Annotated in this window: 5 protein-coding genes; 4 read left to right on the top strand and 1 reads right to left on the bottom strand. The window is 75.0% G+C overall.

Features of this window, described 5'->3' with window-relative positions; genetic code table 11:
* A partial coding sequence (locus tag WCS02_RS19110) for a hypothetical protein (RefSeq protein ID WP_340295872.1) occupies positions 1-351 on the bottom strand: 351 nt, incomplete at its 3' end.
* Positions 352-466: 115 nt separating this feature from the next.
* Here WCS02_RS19110 and rimP point away from each other — a divergent pair.
* From rimP to WCS02_RS19090, 4 genes are all read left to right on the top strand, one after another.
* Positions 467-1,126: a ribosome maturation factor RimP gene (gene rimP, locus WCS02_RS19105; protein WP_340295871.1), complete on the top strand. Its 660-nt coding sequence runs from the start codon at positions 467-469 to the stop codon at positions 1,124-1,126.
* Positions 1,126-2,115: a transcription termination factor NusA gene (nusA, locus tag WCS02_RS19100; RefSeq protein ID WP_340295870.1), complete on the top strand. Its 990-nt coding sequence runs from the start codon at positions 1,126-1,128 to the stop codon at positions 2,113-2,115. The genes rimP and nusA overlap by 1 nt, the downstream gene beginning before the upstream one ends.
* Positions 2,061-2,549: a YlxR family protein gene (locus WCS02_RS19095; RefSeq protein ID WP_340295869.1), complete on the top strand. Its 489-nt coding sequence runs from the start codon at positions 2,061-2,063 to the stop codon at positions 2,547-2,549. The genes nusA and WCS02_RS19095 overlap by 55 nt, the downstream gene beginning before the upstream one ends.
* An 84-nt stretch (positions 2,550-2,633) precedes the next feature.
* Positions 2,634-3,014, top strand: a 381-nt coding sequence (locus WCS02_RS19090; protein WP_340295868.1) for a translation initiation factor IF-2 N-terminal domain-containing protein, incomplete at its 3' end; no start/stop codon positions are given.

Here is a 3,014-nt window from a genome sequence, read left to right as displayed (position 1 = left end):
GCTACGATCCGACTTGGGTCCGGGCAGCAGGCCGGGGAGGGCCACCGACCCACCGGGGCCGGCGGCCGGGTCCGGTGCGGGCCCGCCCAGGACGGCGAGCGCGGCCAGGCTGCCGGAGCGCACCGACCGTCGTCGTCGCTCGCGCGCGCTCGGGCCGGGCGGCGCAGCGCGCGGCAGGACGCCCTCGTCGAGCCGGACGTCCCGGGGGTCCACGTCGAGCAGGGCCTCCCGGTCGGAGGCGGAGCAGCCGGTGGCCAGCATGCTCGCGCCGCCGAGGCCGAGGGCGCCCGCGAGGCGCAGGAACGAGCGCCGACCGGGTGCCGGTGCGTCCCCACCACCAGTCCCCGGCACGGCCCGATCGTCCCAGACCCCGGCGGGACCGGCGGCCCGCTCCGGTACCGGCGCACGCCCGGATGGCTGGATACTGTGAGGTCTGCCCGCCCGCCCTGACCGAGGAGCCCCGACCGTGCCCACCGACAACGAGCAGCTCACCACGCTGCTCGACCCCGTGGTGCAGCGCGCCGGCCTGGTCCTGGAGGACGTGGCGGTCAGCACCGTCGGCCGCCGTCGGCTCGTCCGGGTGGTCGTCGACCTGCCCGAGAGCGAGACCGGCTCCGCCGACCTGGACCGGGTGGCCGAGGCCTCCCGCGAGGTCGGCGACGCGCTCGACGCCTCCGACGTGCTCGGCCAGGACCCGTACGCGCTGGAGGTCACCACCCCCGGCGTCGACCGGCCGCTCACCGAGCGGCGCCACTGGCTGCGCGCCCGCACCCGGCTCGTCCGCGCCGAGCGGGACGGGCAGGACCCGCTGACGGGTCGGCTCGTCGAGGTGACGGACGAGGGCCTCGTGCTGCTGGTCACCGTGACCCGCGGCAAGCCGGCCTGGAAGCAGCCGGCGACCAGCGAGGAGCGGGTCGACCTGCGGTGGGACGAGGTGGTCCGCGGCGTCATCGAGGTGGAGTTCCGCGACCTGGCCGCCCACGACGCCGGGGACGACGACGCCGACGACCTGGCGGACGACGACCTCGAGGACGACGAGCTCGAGGACGACGAGCTCGAGGACGACGTGCACGACGACGACCTGCACGACGAGACCGACGAGCACGAGAAGACCGAGGAGGCCTGATGGACGTCGACCTGTCCGCCCTGCGCCTCATCGAGGCCGAGCGCGAGATCCCGCTGGCGGTGCTGCTGAGCACCATCGAGCAGGCGCTGCTGCTGGCCTACCAGGGCACGGAGGGTTCCCAGGAGCACGCCCGCATCGAGCTCGACCGCAGCAGCGGCCGGGTCGCGGTCATGGCGCAGGAGCGCGACGAGGAGACCGGGAAGGTCCTGCGGGAGTGGGACGACACCCCGACCGGCTTCGGCCGGGTCGCCGCGTCGACCGCCCGCTCCGTCATCCTCCAGCGCATCCGCGACGCCGAGGACGAGCGCGTGCTCGGCGACTTCAAGGGCCGCGAGGGCGACATCGTCTCCGGCCAGGTCCAGCAGGGCCGCGACCCCCGCTACGTCCGGGTCCAGCTCGGCGACGTCGAGGGCATCATGCCGCCGGCGGAGCAGGTCCCCGGCGAGGACCTCAAGCACGGCGACCGGGTCCGCTGCTACGTCGTGTCCGTCGCCAAGGGCATGAAGGGCCCGCAGATCACGCTGTCGCGCAGCCACCCCAACCTCGTGCGGCGCCTGTTCGCCCTCGAGGTGCCCGAGCTGTCCGACGGCACCGTGGAGATCATGGGCGTGGCCCGCGAGGCCGGGCACCGCTCCAAGGTCGCCGTCCGCTCGCCCCGGGCCGGGTTCAACGCCAAGGGCGCGTTCATCGGGCCGATGGGCCAGCGGGTCCGCGGCGTCATGTCCGAGCTGCGCGGCGAGAAGATCGACATCGTCGACTACGAGGACGAGCCGGCGCGCTACGTGGCCGCGGCGCTGTCCCCGGCCAAGGTGCTGTCCAGCGAGGTCGTCGACCCGGTCACCATGCAGGTGCGGGTGCACGTGCCGGACTACCAGCTCTCGCTGGCCATCGGCAAGGAGGGCCAGAACGCCCGCCTCGCCGCCCGGCTCACCGGGTGCCGGATCGACATCCGCTCCGACGAGGCGGCGGACGACCCCGGCCGGTCGTGACCCGCCGGAGGTCCGGTCCGGGCTCGGACAGGGCTACACTCGTCGAGGCCTCGCAAGGTGGGACGGAACCGTCCACGCGCGCGCAGCCGCCGGAGAACCCGTCCGACGGACCTGTCCGCACGTGCATCGGCTGCCGGTCCACCGCACCGAGGTCGGTCCTCCTCCGGATCGTCGGGAGCGAGGTCGACGGACGGCCCACGGCCGTGCCCGACCCCGCCGCCGTCCGACCGGGGCGCGGCGCCTGGCTCCACCGGGACCGCGGGTGCCTCGAGCTCGCCGTACGCCGCAAGGCGGCCGGCCGGGCCCTCAGGCTCCCCGGGGCCGTCGACCTCTCAGCGGTGCACCTGCTGCTGGACGAGGCCGGGGAGCCACCGCACGAGGAGCGCGCCACCGCACGTGTCCAACCCAACCGGAAGTGGGTCGACGAGGTATGAGCACCCCATGAGCGCGCTGCGATGAACAGCACCCGCTGAACCCGGTCCGTGCCCTCCTGGCTGCGGACCACAGACAGGAGAAAAGTGGCAAAGGTCCGCGTGCACGAGCTCGCCAAGGAGCTCGGACTCACCAGCAAGAACCTGCTGTCCTGGTTGCAGGACAACGGCGAGTACGTCCGTGCGGCGTCCTCGACCATCGAGGCACCCGTGGTCCGCAAGGTCCGCGAGAACTTCGAGTCGTCCGGCGCCGCCCCCGCTGCGGCCCCGTCCGCCCCGGCCCGCCCCACGGCCCCGTCGGTGCCCTCGGCGCCCGAGGTCGTCACGAGCCCCACGGCCGCCGGTGTCCCCGTGACCCCGCAGGCCAGCACCCCGGCCACCGTCACGGCCGGCCCGACGGCACCCGCCGCCCCGGCGGCACCTGCCCCCGCGGCACCCGCCGCCCCGGCGGCACAAGTCGGAGGCCAA

This window comes from Aquipuribacter hungaricus (assembly GCF_037860755.1).
Taxonomy (GTDB): Bacteria; Actinomycetota; Actinomycetes; order Actinomycetales; family JBBAYJ01; genus Aquipuribacter; species Aquipuribacter hungaricus.
The sequence above is the reverse complement of the archived record's forward strand: the minus strand, read 5'-3'. Positions and strand labels throughout refer to the sequence as shown.

Coding starts and splice junctions, on each gene's coding strand:
- nusA (WP_340295870.1), top strand. CDS start 1,126: ATGGACGTCGACCTGTCCGCCCTGCGCCTCATCGAGGCCGAGCGCGAG.